This is a genomic window from Idiomarina sp. (assembly GCF_048265525.1).
In the GTDB taxonomy this organism is placed as follows: domain Bacteria; phylum Pseudomonadota; class Gammaproteobacteria; order Enterobacterales; family Alteromonadaceae; genus Idiomarina.
The window spans coordinates 1,096,099-1,114,086 of the sequence record NZ_JBLXBI010000001.1 but is presented as its reverse complement, the minus strand read 5'-3'; the positions used below and the strand labels follow the sequence as shown (position 1 = coordinate 1,114,086).

Annotated in this window: 16 protein-coding genes; 6 read left to right on the top strand and 10 right to left on the bottom strand. The window is 45.7% G+C overall.

Annotated features, from left to right (window positions below):
• Nucleotides 1-619 precede the first annotated feature (619 nt).
• Nucleotides 620-1,807 carry a pyridoxal phosphate-dependent aminotransferase gene (locus ACN0TF_RS05375; RefSeq protein ID WP_417441073.1) on the bottom strand — a complete coding sequence of 396 codons (1,188 nt, stop codon included), beginning with the start codon at nucleotides 1,805-1,807 and terminating at the stop codon, nucleotides 620-622.
• 133 nt (nucleotides 1,808-1,940) lie between these two features.
• Here ACN0TF_RS05375 and ACN0TF_RS05370 point away from each other — a divergent pair, with 133 nt between their 5' ends.
• The 5 genes from ACN0TF_RS05370 to ACN0TF_RS05350 all read left to right on the top strand — a co-directional run bounded on the left by ACN0TF_RS05370 (nucleotide 1,941) and on the right by ACN0TF_RS05350 (nucleotide 8,416).
• A complete protein-coding gene (locus ACN0TF_RS05370; RefSeq protein WP_417441072.1) occupies nucleotides 1,941-3,299 on the top strand; it encodes an MATE family efflux transporter in 1,359 nt (452 codons plus the stop codon).
• Nucleotides 3,292-5,325 carry an excinuclease ABC subunit UvrB gene (gene uvrB, locus ACN0TF_RS05365; protein ID WP_417441071.1) on the top strand — a complete coding sequence of 678 codons (2,034 nt, stop codon included), beginning with the start codon at nucleotides 3,292-3,294 and terminating at the stop codon, nucleotides 5,323-5,325. Before ACN0TF_RS05370 ends, uvrB begins: the two co-directional genes overlap by 8 nt.
• A gap of 99 nt (nucleotides 5,326-5,424) precedes the next feature.
• On the top strand, nucleotides 5,425-5,643 hold the full coding sequence (locus ACN0TF_RS05360) for a DUF2061 domain-containing protein (protein WP_011235021.1): 219 nt from the start codon (nucleotides 5,425-5,427) through the stop codon (nucleotides 5,641-5,643).
• A complete protein-coding gene (locus tag ACN0TF_RS05355; RefSeq protein ID WP_417441070.1) occupies nucleotides 5,573-6,079 on the top strand; it encodes a DUF2919 family protein in 507 nt (168 codons plus the stop codon). The genes ACN0TF_RS05360 and ACN0TF_RS05355 overlap by 71 nt, the downstream gene beginning before the upstream one ends.
• Nucleotides 6,080-6,151: 72 nt before the next feature.
• The gene (locus ACN0TF_RS05350; RefSeq protein WP_417441069.1) at nucleotides 6,152-8,416 is read left to right on the top strand and encodes an EAL domain-containing protein; all 2,265 of its coding nucleotides are present in this window, start codon (nucleotides 6,152-6,154) and stop codon (nucleotides 8,414-8,416) included.
• Here the strand turns inward: ACN0TF_RS05350 and ACN0TF_RS05345 are convergent.
• From ACN0TF_RS05345 to ACN0TF_RS05315, 7 genes are all read right to left on the bottom strand, one after another.
• On the bottom strand, nucleotides 8,413-8,790 hold the full coding sequence (locus tag ACN0TF_RS05345) for a YchJ family protein (RefSeq protein WP_417441068.1): 378 nt from the start codon (nucleotides 8,788-8,790) through the stop codon (nucleotides 8,413-8,415). The genes ACN0TF_RS05350 and ACN0TF_RS05345 overlap by 4 nt on opposite strands.
• Before the next feature lie 44 nt (nucleotides 8,791-8,834).
• A complete protein-coding gene (locus ACN0TF_RS05340) occupies nucleotides 8,835-9,440 on the bottom strand; it encodes a DUF502 domain-containing protein (protein ID WP_253620338.1) in 606 nt (201 codons plus the stop codon).
• Between the two features lie 51 nt (nucleotides 9,441-9,491).
• A complete protein-coding gene (locus ACN0TF_RS05335) occupies nucleotides 9,492-10,205 on the bottom strand; it encodes an SIMPL domain-containing protein (RefSeq protein ID WP_417441067.1) in 714 nt (237 codons plus the stop codon).
• A gap of 159 nt (nucleotides 10,206-10,364) precedes the next feature.
• Nucleotides 10,365-10,982, bottom strand: a complete 618-nt coding sequence (locus tag ACN0TF_RS05330; protein ID WP_417441066.1) for an outer membrane beta-barrel protein — start codon at nucleotides 10,980-10,982, stop codon at nucleotides 10,365-10,367.
• 96 nt (nucleotides 10,983-11,078) lie between these two features.
• Complete coding sequence (locus ACN0TF_RS05325) at nucleotides 11,079-11,762, bottom strand: DNA-3-methyladenine glycosylase I (RefSeq protein WP_417441065.1); 684 nt, start codon at nucleotides 11,760-11,762, stop codon at nucleotides 11,079-11,081.
• 13 nt (nucleotides 11,763-11,775) lie between these two features.
• A complete protein-coding gene (locus ACN0TF_RS05320) occupies nucleotides 11,776-12,465 on the bottom strand; it encodes an aspartate/glutamate racemase family protein (RefSeq protein ID WP_417441064.1) in 690 nt (229 codons plus the stop codon).
• Between the two features lie 87 nt (nucleotides 12,466-12,552).
• Nucleotides 12,553-13,833: an acetyl-CoA hydrolase/transferase family protein gene (locus ACN0TF_RS05315; RefSeq protein ID WP_417441063.1), complete on the bottom strand. Its 1,281-nt coding sequence runs from the start codon at nucleotides 13,831-13,833 to the stop codon at nucleotides 12,553-12,555.
• 187 nt (nucleotides 13,834-14,020) lie between these two features.
• On the opposite strand from ACN0TF_RS05315, the gene ACN0TF_RS05310 reads away from it, so the two are divergent.
• Complete coding sequence (locus ACN0TF_RS05310) at nucleotides 14,021-15,859, top strand: methyl-accepting chemotaxis protein (protein ID WP_417441062.1); 1,839 nt, start codon at nucleotides 14,021-14,023, stop codon at nucleotides 15,857-15,859.
• A gap of 64 nt (nucleotides 15,860-15,923) precedes the next feature.
• On the opposite strand, the gene fghA is transcribed toward ACN0TF_RS05310, so the two are convergent.
• On the bottom strand, nucleotides 15,924-16,760 hold the full coding sequence (gene fghA, locus ACN0TF_RS05305; protein WP_417441061.1) for an S-formylglutathione hydrolase: 837 nt from the start codon (nucleotides 16,758-16,760) through the stop codon (nucleotides 15,924-15,926).
• 11 nt (nucleotides 16,761-16,771) lie between these two features.
• Nucleotides 16,772-17,890, bottom strand: coding sequence for an S-(hydroxymethyl)glutathione dehydrogenase/class III alcohol dehydrogenase (locus tag ACN0TF_RS05300; protein WP_417441060.1), 1,119 nt, complete (start codon nucleotides 17,888-17,890; stop codon nucleotides 16,772-16,774).
• Nucleotides 17,891-17,988: the final 98 nt, after the last annotated feature.

Sequence of the window (17,988 nt, the reverse complement as noted above, 5' to 3'; positions counted from 1 at the left end):
GACAAAATAGCTTTTTTAATCATATCAGCGCTAAAACAGGCGCCAATCGTTATCGATGACAATGTCAAGTAACTGTAAAATATTCAGGCATAACATAAGTACTATGTTTATCGCTGATCTCATTATCCACAGATATCTGAATGTCGCAGTAGATAACGGCTACATGATCTTATCCACGGAATCTGTGGATAACCTTGTGTTTAACTCTGTTAAGTCGTAAGAGTGATGCGGGTTTGAAGGCATTTTTAGGCCTGGTTAAAAAATAACGCAGTGATTTAATTCCTATAAAATACAATAGGTTATGTTATTTTGATGAATAAACACTCATGTTGGTGATTCCGTCACCAACCAATGCCTGAAGAATCAGCAACTTGTGTATTTCTTAGTGGATTTGACTAAAAAACGCGCCAAAAAATCTTTCTGAAAATAGGTTGATCGGTCTTGACATTGATTAAATTGATCGGGATCTAATTGACTTTATCTGAGTTGGACTTTTAGTAATTTGTAATAAAACTATCAAAATAGAAAAGGGCAATATTGGCGTGATTTAAGCTGGAATGACTGTTCAATTAATAGGGTTTTGGCGCTCATTCAGGAAAATGGCGCCAAAACCTTTATTTTATAAACTTTCTGAGAAGTCTTTAATTCTCTTAACCGCTTCTTTTAATACATCCATGCTAGTCGCAAAGGACAGACGGCAATATCCATCGGTACCGAAAGCCGAGCCCGGCACTAAGGCTACGTTTGCTTCGGTGAGTAGTTTTTCGCAAAGTTCAACGTCACTGCTGACCTTAGCTTTAGCCATTAGTTCGTCAACCTGTGCGAACGCGTAGAAGGTGCCGTCACCGGGTACACAGTTAACGCCGTCGATACTATTTAAGGCGTCTACCAGGTAGTCGTGACGCTCTTTAAATGCACTTACCATGGTATCAATGCAGCTCTGGTCACCATTTAATGCTGCCGCCGCCGCATACTGACTGATGCTGGTTGGGTTTGAAGTACTTTGTGACTGCATTTTTTTCATGGCTGCAATAATAGGTTTAGGCCCGGCAGCATAACCGATACGCCAGCCTGTCATTGCATAAGCTTTGGATACTCCGGTCAGGATAACGGTGCGATCTTTAAGATCCGGAGCTACCATAGGGAAGTTGGCAAAAGCGGAATCACTCCAGAGGATATGTTCATACATATCATCAGTGGCGATAAGTACCTTTGGATAGTCACGCAGTACTTCAGCCAGAGCTTTCAGTTCGTCAGCCGTGTATGCGGTTCCCGCTGGGTTAGACGGGCTATTAATAAACATTAACCGGGTTTTATCGGTTAGTGCTTCGCGCAGTTGCTCTGGTGTGATCTTAAAACGCTGATCAATACCGGCTTTAACAATAACGGGCTCTGCGCCAACCAGTTTGGTCATATCCGGATAAGAAACCCAATAAGGCGCGGGGATAATGACTTCATCACCCGGGTTTAACCAGGCACTGAGCAAATTAAAAATGCTGTGTTTGCCGCCGGCAGAGACAATAATTTCTTTGCGCTCATAGCTCAGGTTATTGTCTCGCTCCAGCTTTTTAATGACCGCATCTTTTAGCTCGTCGATGCCATCAACTGCAGTATATTTTGTTTTACCATCGCGAATCGCCTGAATAGCCGCTTCTTTGATAAAATCTGGTGTATCAAAATCTGGCTCGCCGACGCCCAGACCAATAACATCTTTGCCTTGTTGGCGTAATTCATTGGCTTTTTGAGTAACCGCCAGAGTCGGCGAAGGTTGAATCGCATTGATACGATCAGAGAGTTGATAATCCACGTTCAGATCCTGTTTTTCGCAAGGGTTGAAATGCCCATTACTATACGGATCGCAATGGCTAAAGTCTATTCTCCGTAGCCACAAAGCACAGTCTCATGTACACTATTCGGCTATCGAACTGAGGAGGGATTGAATGGCAGCTGCCGACGCATCAAGAAGTCTTATCAGCGCGCCGGTAGGACAAAAACTCTGGGAAATGACCTGGCCGGTTATTTTCGGTGTGGCTACTCTCATTAGCTTCAATGTTGTCGATACCTTCTTTATCAGTATGCTCGGAACAGACCCTCTTGCGGCTGTCAGCTTTACCTTTCCCGTTACTTTCACCGTTATAAGCCTGGCCATAGGTTTAGGTATAGGAACTTCCGCTGTTATTGCCCGTAAATACGGCTCAGACAGGCCGGAAGAAGCTCATTTTGATGGTTTTTCTGCGCTTTCAGTATCCGCCATACTAGTTGCTGCGTTGGCACTCATTGGCTATCTGCTGATGGACCCGGTTTTCAGTTTATTGCAGGCACAGGAACGGCTAATGCCGTTGATACGGGAGTATATGACGCTCTGGTATCTGGGCTGCGTGATGTTGGTTACGCCTATGGTTGGGAATGCGGTTCTGAGGGCTGCCGGTGACACACGAACACCATCGCTTATTATGGCTTCCGGTGGGTTGGCGAACGCCATTTTCGATCCCATTTTAATTTTTGGGCTAGGGCCTATTCCTGCCATGGGTATTGAGGGCGCCGCTCTTGCCAGTGTTATTTCCTGGTTTAGTGGTGTCTTTTTAGTGTTTTGGTTGCTGCGCAGAAATAAGCTGATTTCTTCTAAACCGCCTGCCGGACGGCCTTTTTTTCAGGCATGGATTAAGTCAGCCCGCGGTATTTTAAAAATAGGTATGCCGGCAGCCAGCGCCAATATGCTGACTCCATTAGCTATGTCAGTGATGACTGCTATTGTCGCATCTTATGGAGCTCCAGCCGTGGCAGCGTTCGGTGTCGGGTCCCGACTGGAGTCACTGGCCAGCGTCATTATACTGGCGTTGTCCATGTCGTTGCCGCCATTAATTAGCCAGAACTACGGTGCGGATCGTATTGATCGGGTGAAAGAAGCCTACCGGACTGCGTTAAAAGCCGTGCTGGCCATTCAGGCGGTCATTTATTTACTGATGTTGGTAACCGCACACTGGATAGCTCAGGTATTTGCTGAAGAGCAAGCGGTTGCCGACATTGTTAAGCTCTTTATTTATATTATGCCGTTGGGTTACGGGTTGCAGGGCATTATCATACTGACCAATTCCAGCTTTAATGCTGTGCACCGGCCGATGAACGCGCTGTGGTTAAGTATCATTCGTTTATTTGTTTTATTCGTACCGCTCTCTTATTTGGGGAGTGTACTCGCTGACTTAACCGGTTTATTCATTGGCGGGGTGGTCGCTAATCTGTTTACTGCTGTCATTGCGTATTGGTGGTTTTCACGCGAGTTGAGGAGAGAACGTGGCTAAGAAATTTGAACTGGTTTCTAAATACAAGCCGGCGGGTGACCAGCCCAAAGCCATTGAGTCACTGCTCGACAATCTGGACGCCGGTTTGGCGCATCAGGTGCTGTTGGGTGTAACTGGTTCAGGTAAAACCTTTACCATGGCGAATGTCATTGAACGCTCGCAGCGCCCTACGTTGATACTGGCACACAATAAAACTCTGGCAGCGCAGCTTTATGGTGAGATGAAAGAGTATTTCCCCAATAACGCGGTGGAATATTTTGTTTCTTACTATGATTATTATCAGCCAGAAGCTTACGTTCCTACCACTGATACTTTCATTGAGAAAGATGCTTCAATTAATTCTCATATTGAGCAAATGCGTTTGTCTGCCACAAAGGCGTTAATGGAACGGAGAGATGTGGTTCTGGTTGCCTCGGTTTCCGCTATTTATGGCCTGGGCGACCCTGAATCGTATATGAAAATGATGCTGCACTTGCGTCGTGGCGACATTATTGACCAGCGAGATGTTTTACGACGTCTGGCTCAGCTTCAGTACAAACGTAACGATGCCGCTTTTGAGCGGGGTACTTACCGGGTCCGTGGTGACGTGATTGATATTTTCCCGGCCGAGTCAGAGGAAATAGCGGTGCGTCTGGAACTGTTTGACAGCGAAGTTGATCGCATTAGCTTTTTTGAGCCTTTAACTGGGCAGGTTACGGAAAAAGATGTTGCGCGCGCCACTATTTATCCGAAAACGCACTATGTAACGCCACGGGAAGTGCTGGTTAAAGCCATTGAAAAGATAAAAGATGAACTGAAAGATCGCCGCGATATTCTGCTTAAGCAAAATAAACTCATAGAAGAGCAGCGGATTAATCAGCGTACGCAGTTTGATATTGAAATGATGCTGGAGCTTGGCTATTGCTCGGGCATTGAAAACTACTCCCGTTATCTGTCGCGTCGTGCGCCCGGCGAGCCGCCGCCAACGTTAATGGATTATTTGCCGGATAATGCTCTGCTTATCATTGATGAGTCCCATGTGACGGTGTCGCAGATTGGCGCTATGTACAAAGGTGACCGATCGCGCAAAGAAAACCTGGTTGAATACGGTTTCCGTTTACCGTCAGCACTGGATAATCGGCCGCTTAAATTTGATGAGTTTGAGGCTATAGCGCCACAAACCCTATATGTGTCAGCGACACCGGGCAAGTATGAATTAGAGCGCAGTGGTAATGAAGTGGTTGAGCAGGTTGTCAGGCCGACAGGATTGATTGACCCGCAGATAGAAGTGCGTCCGGTTGCCACCCAGGTGGATGATTTAATGTCTGAAATCCGCTTGCGGACAGAGGTCGGCGAGCGGGTGCTGGCGACAACTTTGACTAAGAAAATGTCGGAAGATTTAGCAGACTATCTGGATGAACACGGCATAAAGGTGCGTTATCTGCACTCGGACATTGATACCGTTGAACGTATGGAGATTATTCGTGATTTACGTCTGGGTAAGTTCGATGTACTGGTGGGTATTAACTTGCTGAGGGAAGGTCTGGATATGCCGGAAGTGTCGCTGGTCGCGATATTAGACGCAGATAAAGAAGGTTTCTTGCGCTCCGACCGCTCGTTGATTCAGACGATTGGTCGTGCTGCACGTAACGTGAATGGGCGTGCTATTTTATACGCGGATCGCATTACTGGCTCGATGCAACGAGCCATGGACGAAACGGATCGTCGTCGCGAGAAACAAATTGCTTACAACAAAGAGCACGGTATTACCCCGCAGGGACTGAATAAAGACATTACCGACGTGATGGACTTGGGACAGGGTTCAGCTAAAGCTCGTCAGAGTAAGGCTGAAAAAGCGCTGGCTGAAGTGGCCTCCGGGTATGATGCCCGCACTGTGGTTGTCAAAGACGCGAAAGCGGTCATGAAAGAAATCGACGCTAAAGAGAAAGAGATGTACAAAGCGGCGCAGAATCTTGAGTTTGAACAAGCGGGTAAACTGCGCGATGAAGTCGCAGAACTGCGTGAACAACTTAAACGAGCGGTTTAAAGATAAATCCCCTGCAACGAACAGGGCTATCGCTTTTATCAATTGGCTGTAACAATCTTAATCGGCAATAATCAACAAAAGTCGACGCGGGAGATTGTTATGAAAGACGCAGTAAAGACAGTATCATTTGGTATCATGCATTTTACTATCGCCTTTGGCGTAGTCTGGTTAATGACAGGCGATGTTGTGCTTGGCGGTGCTATTGCTCTGATTGAACCTTTAGTGAATACAGTAGGTTATTATTTCCATGAAAAAATCTGGCAGCGAGGCGACAAGCGCCGGGCAGCGATTGGTAGAGAGAGCACGATACCTGGATAAAGAGGGCAGGGCGAGTATCCCGCTCTCGCTCTTGCTGATGCTTTTATTTGAAATGCGTGGCTATGTCGCTGCCATTATATCTCTGACCTTTTCTGAAGACCGAACGCGATTATTGAAACTCTTCTACACCAGTTCAGAGCAGTTTGGACTGATGCTACTGATTGGCCTACCTGCTTTAATTGTTTTGCTGGCAACCACCTTTGTCGGCGAAGATAAACCTAACTGGGCAAATAGGTTAATGCGTTTTGCGCAACCTCTGTTATTACTTTCTTTGGTTTTTGATGCCGTACTTATTTTTTGGTTATTCATTGAGCAACATGGTGCTTTTTCATTTGGACGAGCCGCAATTGTTTTTGGTTGGTTTATTTGTGCCTGGTATTTAATAAAGTCGAGACATTGGCGTTTTTATCGACAGCATCTGATTAATATAGAATAACTAGAGTAAAGGTAGTTGATTTTTAAGGTTTAACGTTCTTTAATGACGGTCTGAGAACTGATTCGGGCCAGCATGAACTTCTTAAATAACTTTTTTCTGCTTAAAGACGAAGGAACGTCAGAAAATGGTGTTCCTAATTGGCGAGTCAGCGCACTAAGAATTATTCTTTTCTCCGGAATGCTTCTGTGTCTGGTTGTGTTTTTACACAGCTTCGATGACGCTTTAGAAGCTCAACTTCCCCATATTATTGCAATTACATCCGCTTTCTTAGTTAGCATGTTAGGCTTACTTTGGTTAAGCAAGAATTACTATTATTTTTGTGCCAACTTTTTGCAGATTACTATTATTGCAGCAAGTGTCTCCTGTAATTTGTTCCTGGATGATATGAATCTTGCAAAAATAGGTTCGATGTATATGTATGCTTGCCCCCTAATTGCTTTAATGCTTCTTGGCGGTAGAGCTGCGATATTTTATGCCGTATTGAATATCGCGCCTTTTTATATTGTTTTTAACAACGTTAATTTGTCTTTCTTCGCTGAACCCAATGTGCTGTTTCCTGACGCTGCATGGTATATCGCAGGAAATATGTTTCTATTCTTTAACATCTGCATTCCTCTGGCCGTGGCTCGTACCATAGTCGCCGCAAAACGTCTGAATAAGGAAACGCAAAAATCCAATGATTACTTAAAAGGCAAGAACTCGCTTTACCGGGTGTTTTTTGCCGAGTCCAGAAGACCCAAAGTTATTGTTAATGAAGGCGGATTAATTACAGACTTTAATAAACAGGCCGGTGATATTTTCGGTTTAGATGAGTCCACGAGAAGTGGTTGTCAGTCTATTTCTAACTGGTTTCCTGATATAAACCATGCCAAATTACCCACGGGTGGCAAGATTATTCGGCATGAGCATACATACCAACAGGTTGTCAGATTAGAAGTTCCGGAAGCCAGCTCTTATGTTTATGAGTTTGTTGATTGTACACAAGAGAAAACGCTGGAGAGTAACCTGACGTTTTTAGAGCAGGAAAACCGCCGTTTGCGTTATCTGGATACTCAGACAAACTTACCGAACAGTGACTGGTTTGAGTTGCAATGCAATAAATTAATTTCTAAGTCAGATCGTGAATTCTTTGTGGTTGTCGCACAAAGTGAAAGCGAAGACTACCTCAGATTAAAGTATGGTGAGAGTGTTATCAGAAAGCTTTTAGCGTCCTCTTACAGTCGGTTGAAGAAGCACAGACAGCAGCCGCGTTTAACTGCGACTATTGCGTTAAATAAGCTGGTGTTTATTTTGCCAAAAACGGTAGAAAATGAATTGAAAGACGTTTTACTGGATATTAAAAACTCTCTCGATAAAGAATACACCTTTCAGGGTATTAAATGTCAGCAGTCTTTTCAGTTTGGTGTGGCCAGGTTTCCTAAGCATGGTGAAACCGCCGACGTTGTTGTTTCCCGTGCGTTGGAAGCAAAAAAATTCGTTTCTGTGAACCAGTTTTATCATCTTTATGATACTGAAAATTCAGAAGAGTTTATGGAACGCCATGAAATCTCAATTCTTTTGGATGAAGCCATACAGAACGATGAATTGGATGTTTGTTTTCAACCGAAGGTGACTGCCGACGGCACTTGTGTCGGGCTTGAAGCCCTGGCCCGTTGGGACAGTCCTGTACTGGGTTCCATTTCTCCGGCTATTTTTATACCAATTGCAGAAGAGTACCGAATGATAAGTCGTTTAACCGACTTAATTGTTCAGAAAGTTTGTGCTCAAATATCGCTATGGAAGAAAAATGATTTCCCGCTGTTGCCCATAGCCATTAACATTTCGCTGCTGGACTTTTCTCAGCCCGATTTTATTTCGAAGCTGGTCAAATATCTGGCCGATTTTTCGGTTAAACCTTCACAGATAGAGCTGGAGTTAACAGAAACCTGTCTGGAGTCGGACCGGGTCAACTCCTTAGAGCTTATGAATGAATTGAAGTCCTGGGGCTTTAAGGTATCGGTTGATGACTTTGGAGTCGGTTATTCCAGTGTTACCCGCTTAGCTTATTATCCCATTGATAAATTAAAACTGGACAGAGCACTGCTTCGCGGCATAAAGACATCCGGGCGACAATACAGCTTAGTTAAGGGGATTTTTAATATTTGCTCTGAATTGAAAATTAAATGTGTCGTTGAAGGTGTAGAAGAAAAGTCTCAGTTAACGAGGTTAACCGAAATTGGCTTTTCAGAGTTTCAGGGGTTTTACTTTTCTAAGCCGTTAACGGTAAGTCGCTATGAAAAGCATGTTAAAACCCACGGTCTGGTCTTTTTAGATAAAACTGGTCAGCGACTGTCTTAATTTGTCTGGCCAGTTAAGTAATACCACTTGCCATCCTCGAAGATAAAGTCAGATTTTTCTTCCATAAAAGCAATATCATCTCCGTCACGATAAAATGCGCGGAAATGCACTTGTCCTTTATTTTGCTCTACGCTGGAAGAAATAACCTGCAGTTTAAGCCAGTTTGGTGAGTCGCTTAAATCGAGAAAGGCTGGACGGTAGCTGCTATGCCATGTTGCTTCTAAGTAGCCTGCTAAATGTCCGACAAAGGCACTGTACCGTGAACGCATTAAGGCTTCAGGTGATGACGCAAGCGATTCTCCATTATGATATGGATAGCAACAATTTTGATAGGTTTTATCGAAGCCGCAAGGGCAGGGGTCAGATAGTTTCATAGCGCGAACTTTACCAGCACGCGCACTGATTTCAACTGCAATTTTTAATCTATTTTGCCGGAGTGGTTCTTACCCAAGCCACCACTTATTGTCAGCTGCAGGGCATCGGCAGGTTTCATAGTCAGTGACTCAATACAATCCGCCGGCACAATGACCATATAGCCGCCGACGTTATAACTCATGGGCAAAAATACCGCCACCTGGTCGCCTTCCATCAATTCCGACAGGCGGTCACCCTTAATACCGCTTTTCTTGGTGACAATACCAATAAGCCGCAGTTTGCTGCCGGGCAGTGTGACTAATACCACAGATTCTTCAGCGAAGTTTTTGCCCGACATCATTTCAAATACATCGTTAATGGTACCGTAAAGACTGCGCAGCAGAGGCAGCCTGTTGATGAGCTTTCCGGGAAGTTGCCAGAGAGAATCAATGAAATTCCAGCGGGAGCTAAAACCAATAAGCAGGGCTATACCTAAAAAGCTAATAAAGGCGAGCCCCGGAAAATATGAAGACTCCCCCAGTAAGGTTATCCATATTGGTTTAAGCCAGGTTTCGATGGTAACTAACAGCCATTGCAGTAACGCAAAGGTCACAACAATGGGCAGTAAAATGGCTAACCCTTTAAACAAATACTGCAGCGTTCTTTTCATTATCTAACAAGCCTTTTGGCATAGAGTTAGCCGCATTGTGAAACGAATAGATCAATCGGACAAGTAATATTCTATGGTGGATACAACCCGTACATTTTTCAGGTGAGGGTTATGTCGGTCGCGTGCGCTGATACTAAACTGCCCCTGACGCGCTTGTTTGATTTTTCCCAGTTGAGAGTTCGAGTCTATAGCGAACTTCTCTGCTACTTCCCGGGCTTTCTTGGTGGCCTCTTCTATCATTTCAGGCTTTACCTCATTCAAACGGGTAAATAAGTACTCTGGTTGCGCCTGATAATCGTCGCTGCTGAGGACAATACCTTCTTTACCCAGGTCGGCAAGGTCTCCCATAACGCTGCGAACCTGCTCAACCTTATTGGAGTAAACCGTAATGGCCTGTGCGGCGGTATAACGGAATTCTGCCGGTTGAGATGAACCGTAACGCTGGGCTGATTTATCGGTAATGGAAGGGGCTGACGAAGATATTTCATCCGGCTCAATGCCTTTTTCCCGTAAGAAGGCGATGACCTTTTTATTGGATGCTTCCATGGTTTCATAAATTTCTGATAAATCGTTGCTGGCCGCGGTAAATTGAATAGGCCAGATAACGGTGTCGGCAAGGTATTCTCGTTCAGACAAGCCTTTTACGGTCACACTGCGCTCCATCGATTTATGCTCAAGCACGGCATTTGAGCCGATGATGCCAATAACGATAAAGCTAATGATTAGCGAGATGCCTAATATCAGAGTATTTTTGGTTGAGCTCATCAAAATCCCCAGAGTGTTTGAAAAAATTGGCTTGCGATAACGGACTGCCATACGACTATTCGCCCATCTATTTATAGGTGATAGGCGGCGATTTATCCAGTGGGAATTTGCCCCCCGCTGCTGTTAAGCAACGGGGGGGGGGAAGAACCGTTCAGCGAATTAGAATGAATAGCGGACAGTTGCGCTTAAGCTGTCAACATCCAGGTCCTGAGTTTCTCTATGAGTTTCATAGCCAAGACCGAAAGAGAAGTTTTCCGTAACGTGATAGAAAGCGGAAAGGTTAAAGCGAACAAGTTCTTCGTCAAACGCTACATAATCAAGTTTTGCGTCAACTTCAACGTTCGGAGTCAGCATAGAACGAAGTCCAATGCCTACACCCCAGGTTTTGTCAGAGCCAGACTCTGAAAGTCCAAAAGCTGAAGCCTCGCTCTCAACACGTTCAAAAGACGCCGTCGCGTATAAATCTGTCGTTTCCGTTAAGTGTTTGTACGAGCCAATACCTGCGGACAGAAAATCGATGTCTAAATCGAAACCTGAGTCATCATTGGAGACAGAGTCGAAATCTGCAAATACGAAAAGGTTATCTAAAACGACCAGATCCGGGTTAATAGCGGCCGAACCGCCGACTCGGAATCCGTCAAAAGAAAGATCACCAGCTCCGTCAACGCCAACATCGGTATCAAGATAGGACGCATCAACTTTATTCCAGTTAGGGGACTCAGCTAGAACAGCGCCAGGTAAGGTCAGCATTGCCAATGCAATTACAGTTTTTCTCATAAATCGCTCCTTGGTTGAGAAAAGCGGGCAATATACCTTTAATAGCTAAGTGCTTCAATTTGTTTATATTTAACCTATCTGAAGATTGACCGACGTCTAATCTCCGATACTGTAAGACAGAATTCGTGACAAATGACTGTAAGGTAGTTGGGTTTGTTCGTGCCAGCGGTTGAATGCGCTCTGGGCTTGTTTTATTCCCTTTTGACTGGTGGGGGAAGCGTCTATTAGCTTGTAGTTGGTCAATGCGGTGACAACGTCATTAGAAAGAATAAAACCATCCCAGCCAAGCTCGCGCAAAACATACTGTGGGGTAACGCCGCCTAAGCGTGAACCGTTCTTTTTAAGATAATGCAGCAACCCGGCTTGCTGGCTCGATGGCCATTGCGCCAGAAACTGACCAAAACTGCCGTATTCCTCAGATACTTCCACAATCATGCGTGCGTTAGCGGGCACGGTGTTTATCTTTTGCTGGTTGCGGACAATACGTTCATCTTTTGAAAGTTCTTCTAAGACTTCTGGTGGCACTTGTTGCCAGTAAAGAGGTACAAAGCCTTTAAAGGCTTCTTCAAAGCCCGGCCATTTTGCTTCAATAATGCGCCAGACAAAACCGGCGCGGAAAATACAACGGGTAATGGTTGATAAAATGACCCGGTCATCCAGCTGTTTCAGCTCGCTTACAGGCGTTATTTTGGGCATGCGTGCGAGCATAGCGCTTTCGTCGCCTTTACGCTGGCAAGCGCGCTCATAAAATTGAGAAAAGTCTGTGGTTAGGTTTGTCATGGTTAACCTGCTGTTATTTCAACATCCAGTCGGCAATAGCACGGCAGTGAAGTTCCGTGGTATCGAACAATGGCAAAGCCGAATGCTCTTGCTGAACCAGTAAACCTATTTCCGTACATCCCAGAATAACACCTTGCGCGCCTCGTTCGGCTAACGAATCAATAATGCGAAGGTAGTGCTCCCGGGCTTTTTCAGTAAACTGACCGTGACAAAGTTCTTTAAAAATGATGCTGTCGACGGTAATGCTGTCCTCTTCCTCTGGCACCAGAACTTGTACATTGTTTTGTTCCAGGCGCTCTTTATAGAAAGGTTGCTGCATGGTGAAACGGGTACCAAGCAGTCCAACGTTATGGACACTATTTTGTTTGAGATGAGCGGCTACCGCGTCAACAATGTGCAGTAAGGGTATGTTTACGGCGGCTTCAATCTGAGGTGCCACTTTATGCATTGTATTTGTCGCTATAACAATGCATTCGGCACCCGCGGACTCAAGTTGTCTGGCTTTACCGATAAGAGCCTGCGCGGCTGCATCCCAGTCGCCCTGACTTTGCATTCTTTCAATAGGCGCAAAGTCAACGCTGGCAAGCAAGAGCTCTGCGCTGTGCAGACCACCAAGCCGTTCGTTGATTAGCTGATTCAGGCGTCGGTAGTAAGTACTGGTTGATTCCCAGCTCATACCACCAATAATACCGACTGTTTTCATTCAGACCTCCGTTCCGCAATAGGCTGTTTAAAAATAGCCTAGCGCAGTTTGGGCGTTAAGTTAACGCTGATATTAGATGAAAACAGTCTAGCTTATGTTCAGTCCCCAGTCGTCGTAGGCCGCTTTAGCCAGTTCTTCACGGAATTTAGGGTCGGCTATGTGGATAAGCTCCCGTGCGCGTTCACTCATGCTTTTCGCTCGTAAATTCGCGATACCGTGCTCGGTCACAATGTAATGGACGTGCGCGCGAGTTGTTACGACTCCGGCTCCCGGTGCTAGCAGTGAACTAATGCGCGATACGCTTCCGCCACAAGCCGTTGACGGCAGCGCAATAACTGAGCGACCGCCTTCGGATAAGCTGGCGCCGCGAACGAAATCCATTTGCCCACCAACGCCGGAATAAATGCGAGTGCCAATTGAGTCAGCACAAACCTGACCGCTTAAATCAACCTGCAGTGCGCTGTTAATCGACATAACCTGTTTGTTCTGACGAATAACCGAAGTGTCGTTAGTGTATTCAACATCAAGGAAGAACACTTCCGGGTTGTCATCCACAAAGTCATATAATGCCTGAGATCCCATCGCAAAGGTGGTGACAATGCGTCCTCGGTGTTTACGCTTGCGACTGTTATTAATAACGCCGCGCTCAACTAAGGGCAGCACACCGTCTGAAAACATCTCGGTATGAATACCTAAGTCTTTATGATGATGCAGACAAGCCAGAGTCGCATCGGGTATCGCTCCAATGCCCATTTGTAAGCAGTCACCGTCGTTAATGAGTCCGGCAACTTGTTCACCTATTTTTTGTGTAATAGGGTTTTGTTGCGGTTGTTTATGCTCGGGAATAGGTGCCGCTTCTTCAAAATAGCGATCGAAGCGCTTAAGTTGAACCAGTGCATCGCCATGGGTGCGTGGCATATTCGGATTTATCCAGGCTATAACCTTCTTTGCAACTTGCAGGGCGGCTCGCGTTGCTTCTACCGAAATACCTAAACTGCAGTTACCGTGTTTATCTGGCGGCGATACCTGAATAATGGCTGCGTCCAGCGGTTGTTCGCCTGAGCGAAATAACTTCGGAATTTCGGACAGGAAAATGGGAACGTAGTCGGCCAGTCCCTGATTAACAGCCTGGCGGGTTGATGCTCCGACAAAAAATGCTCGTTGTCTGAGATGCCCGTTTAATTCCGGGTCACCTAAAGCTTCGCTGTATTCCGTATGCAATTGCAATAGCGTTAAGTTTACACGCTGTTTGGCTACTTCCTTTAGACCCTCTAATAATTTGTAGGGAGTTGCCGCCATCGACTGACACCAAATAACATCTCCATCGTTGAGAACTGATAACGCTTGTATTGCCGAATTAACTTTCATTACTGCATCCTGTTTTGAGCTTGGCGCGATTATAACTGGTTCTGAAATAAGGGTATTTACCTAGTAAGTGATACCTCTTACTTTGACATAGCGTGTCACTTAGCTAAAGTTGTTAACAAAATAGATCATTGCAGAACATTTGTTCAATGACTATTATTTCGCCAGTTTCTAAACATGGGCTTACCTTATGTCAATTCGCAATAAACTTCTTTCTGTCGGTGCGGTAACAACGGCTGCTTTTATCATACTACTAATGCTGATGATGTTTTTTCAGTCTCAAATTAGTCAGCTGCATCGCGCCAGTGAATTGCGGGAATCTGTGCATAACGGTTTATTACAAGTGCGTCGTGCCGAAAAAGATTTCCTGTTGCGAATGGATGAAAGTTACGCGGATAAACTACAGCAAGAAGTTAGTATAACGATTGAAAGGTTAGAACAACTTAACCAGTTAGTCGCTGATGAGGGCTCTACGCGACTCATTGATGGTCTTGGTGAGCAGATATCGCAATATGAAGAAAACTTTAATCGTTTAGTTGTTGCGTTTAAGCAGCGGGGGCTGGACGAGAATAGTGGAGCCTATGGCGCGCTGCGAACGGCAACGCATGAGCTGGAACAAGCTATTGATACAGCCGACCGAACTGAATTGTTGGTAACTTTGTTGCAGATACGCCGTAGCGAAAAAGACTTTATGCTGCGTTTTGACGACAAGTACCTGGGCCGAGTTAACAATTTACTGGATGAGCTGAAAGCCGAGCTATCGGCATCGCCGAATCTGGCTTCCAAAGTTGACGCTTATCGTCGTGACTTTGGCCGTTACGCCAGCTTGTCGAAAGAAATTGGTTTGGATGAAGAGTCCGGCATTAAAGGTGAAGTCAGAACTATTGCCAGTAATATGGAGAGTTCGTTAGCTGAGTTAGATGAGAATCTCAATGAGTTGCTTCAGTCACGTCAGGCAACCATGAAATGGGTTCCTATTGTGGTCTTTGCTGCAATTGCATTTATCGTCGTTGCTATGCTGTTCTGGGTTATTCGCTCAATTAATCAGCCGTTAACTCAGCTACGTGAGGACATGAAAAAAGTCCAAGGTAGCAATGACTTAACTCTGGTATCAGAAAAATTCCGTAGTGACGAGCTGGGTGATTTAGTCGATAGCTTTAATGAACTTCTGAGATACTTCCGTAACGTCATTAAGCAAATTAATGAGTCAGTCGAGACGGTTAACGGGTTAACCCAGCAGGTGTCGGATACCGTCACTCACACGTCTGAAAACCTGGATATGCAGTCGCATGAAGTTGACCAGGTGGCAGCCGCTATCAACGAGATGGGGAGCACGGCTCATACTATTGCCAATGATGCGGAAGACACTGCAGAGCAGGTGAACAGTTTGTCCGACCAGGCTAAGCATGGTAGTACTTCAGTACAGGCCGGTGTTGAAAAGGTTCGTTATCTTGCGGAGCGTTTAAACAGCAGTGTGAGCGAAGCGAATACCTTAGCAGAACGCAGTGCGTCTATTACTCAAATTGTCACCGTCATTAACGGGATTGCGGAACAAACGAATTTACTGGCACTTAACGCGGCTATTGAGGCTGCCCGAGCCGGAGAGCAGGGGCGTGGCTTCGCGGTTGTTGCTGATGAAGTCCGTACGCTGGCATCACGCACGCAAAAATCCATTGGTGAAATTGAATCTATTACCAGCCAGTTGAACCAGCAGACACAGGTAATAGTGAAGACCTTGCAGGAGTGTAATGAACTGGGTGAAGAGAGTGCTCAGCATTCATCGGAGTCGGATGAGTTATTTAATCGCATCCATATGGAGCTTTTAAAAATTAACGACCGTTCTGCATCTATCGCAACGGCAGTTGAAGAACAATCGGCGGTTGTGGATGAAACGGCCAGAAATATTACCCGTGTGCGGGACGCCGGTGTGGAAGCCGCGAATGATGCGCAGTCAAATGCCGACGCAGTTGCCCAGGTTCGTAAACAAACCGAGCAATTGCGTCAGGCGGTTATCAAATTCCGCGTGTAGCCTGATGTTCACATCAGGGGAGATATCTCACCTGACATAAATGTCAGGCTACGTCGGCGGCGTGTTACGCGTTTAAATACTTCGCATGGAAGCGAAGCTGGGCTTCTATAAACGAGGATATAAAGTAGTAGCTGTGGTCGTAACCGTCGTGTAGGTGAACGGTGCCACCACCCTCTACTTCAGCAATGGCTTCTTTCAGGTTTTCAGGTTTCAGCTGTTCCTCTAAAAAGCCATCAGCTAAACCTTGATCTACTCGAATTGGCAATGTCTGACCTTTCGATTTAATAATCTCAACAGCGTCGTATTGCTTCCATTGGTCGCGATCATCGCCTAAATAAGCGCTAAAGGCTTTTTCACCCCAGGGGCACTGTGTTGGGTTAGTAATAGGCGAAAAAGCAGAGATACTGCTGTAGCGGTCGCTGTTACGTAAACCAATAACCAAGGCACCATGGCCACCCATGGAATGACCTGCTATAGCGCGCTTATCGTTAATTGGTAATTCCGCTTCGACCAGTCCAGGAAGCTCCTTAACGATGTAGTCATACATCTGATAATGGTTTTTCCATGGCTCCTGAGTGGCGTTGACGTAAAAACCGGCGCCTAAGCCTAAGTCGTAAGCCCCGTCCGGGTCATCAGCTACGTTATCTCCACGCGGGCTGGTATCCGGTACAATTAAGGCAATACCGAGTTCCGTTGCTACCCGTTGCGCACCGGCTTTAGTGGAAAAGTTTTCGTCAGTGCAGGTTAAGCCCGATAAAAAATAAACCGCCGGAACTTCTGCTTTTTCTGCGCGTAATGGCAAAAAGACACTGAACTGCATAGCGCAGTTCAGTACTTCAGAGTCATGTTCAAAGCGTAACTGGCGTCCGCCGAAACAGCGGGTTTCGCTAACTTGTTTCATTACAGACTCCATTAATAATGAATAACTGAACGAATCGACTTACCTTCATGCATTAAGTCGAACGCTTCGTTAATCTCTTCTAACGGCATGGTATGAGTTATAAAGGTGTCTAAATCAAACTTACCATCCATGTATTGTTTTACATAGTCAGGCAGTTCGGTACGGCCCTTAACCCCACCAAAGGCGCTACCACGCCATACACGGCCAGTAACCAGCTGGAAAGGGCGGGTCGAGATTTCTTCGCCAGCGCCGGCAACACCAATAATTACGGATTCGCCCCAGCCTTTATGGCAGCACTCTAACGCGGCGCGCATAACGTCAACGTTACCAATACATTCAAATGAAAAGTCCACACCACCGTCAGTCATATCGACAATAACTTCCTGAATAGGCTTGTCGTGTTCGGTTGGGTTAACGAAGTCGGTTGCGCCTAACTCTTTGGCGATCGTTTGCTTGTCGTCGTTTACGTCAATGGCGATAATGCGTGAAGCTTTGGCTTGTACGGCACCAATAATAACGGCCAGACCAATACCACCTAAACCAAATACAGCAACTGTGTCACCTTCCTGGACTTTGGCGGTGTTTTTAACCGCGCCCATGCCGGTGGTAACACCACAACCTAATAGGCATACCTTTTCTAAAGGAGCGTCTTTCGGAATTTTAGCCAGTGAAATTTCTGGTAGAACGGTGTATTCAGAGAAGGTTGACGTGCCCATATAGTGATAAATGGTTTCGCCGTCTTTTGAAAAGCGGCTGGTGCCATCGGGCATTAAGCCTTTACCCTGAGTGGCACGAACGGCCTGACACAGATTGGTTTTACCAGAGGTACAGAATTTACACTCACCACATTCCGCGGTATATAGAGGAATAACATGATCACCCACTTCAACCGAGGTGACACCTTCACCGACAGATTCAACAATACCGCCACCTTCGTGACCTAGCACAGAAGGGAAAATGCCTTCAGGATCTTTACCGGAAAGTGTGTAAGCATCGGTATGGCAAACACCTGTTGCTATAATACGAACCCGTACTTCGCCTTTCTTCGGTGGTGCAACATCAATAATTTCTTCTTTCAGCGGTTCGCCGGGGCCCCAGGCAACCATGGCGCGTGACTTAATGGTTTCCATAATAATTCCTTATAGTCTTTGATTTTCATCTTATTAGGTAAAAGCGTAGCGTAAGTTTAACTTTTTCTCATTAGCAGGTAATCTACTGTTTTTACAAA